Here is a 249-nt window from a genome sequence, read left to right as displayed (position 1 = left end):
CATTCTCCGCCTGGGATAAAAGTGGAAAATTAGTAAAAGAGTAGTTTACGTATGTCCAGAATCAATAAGTTCGTACTTACAGTCAGTCTGCTGATTTTTATCATGATTTCAGCAGTTGCCTGCGGGATCTACACTCAAATGGTAAAGGAACGGGTGTATAGCCTGAAACAGTCCGTTATTGATACTGCTTTTGCGGTGGCAAATATTGCTGAATATCGGCGTAGCGTGGCAATTGATCTTATCAACACG

The 249-nt window shown here is 41.4% G+C and carries 1 protein-coding gene; it reads left to right on the top strand.

Features of this window, described 5'->3' with window-relative positions; genetic code table 11:
* Positions 1-51: 51 nt before the first annotated feature.
* Positions 52-249 (top strand): hypothetical protein (locus tag IEQ44_RS16290; protein WP_227487689.1); only part of this gene is annotated, 198 nt, incomplete at its 3' end.

This window comes from Nocardioides malaquae (genome assembly GCF_015070385.1).
Classification (GTDB): domain Bacteria; phylum Actinomycetota; class Actinomycetes; order Propionibacteriales; family Nocardioidaceae; genus Nocardioides; species Nocardioides malaquae.
Note: the sequence above shows the minus strand (reverse complement) of the source record. Positions and strands in the feature narration are given on the sequence as shown.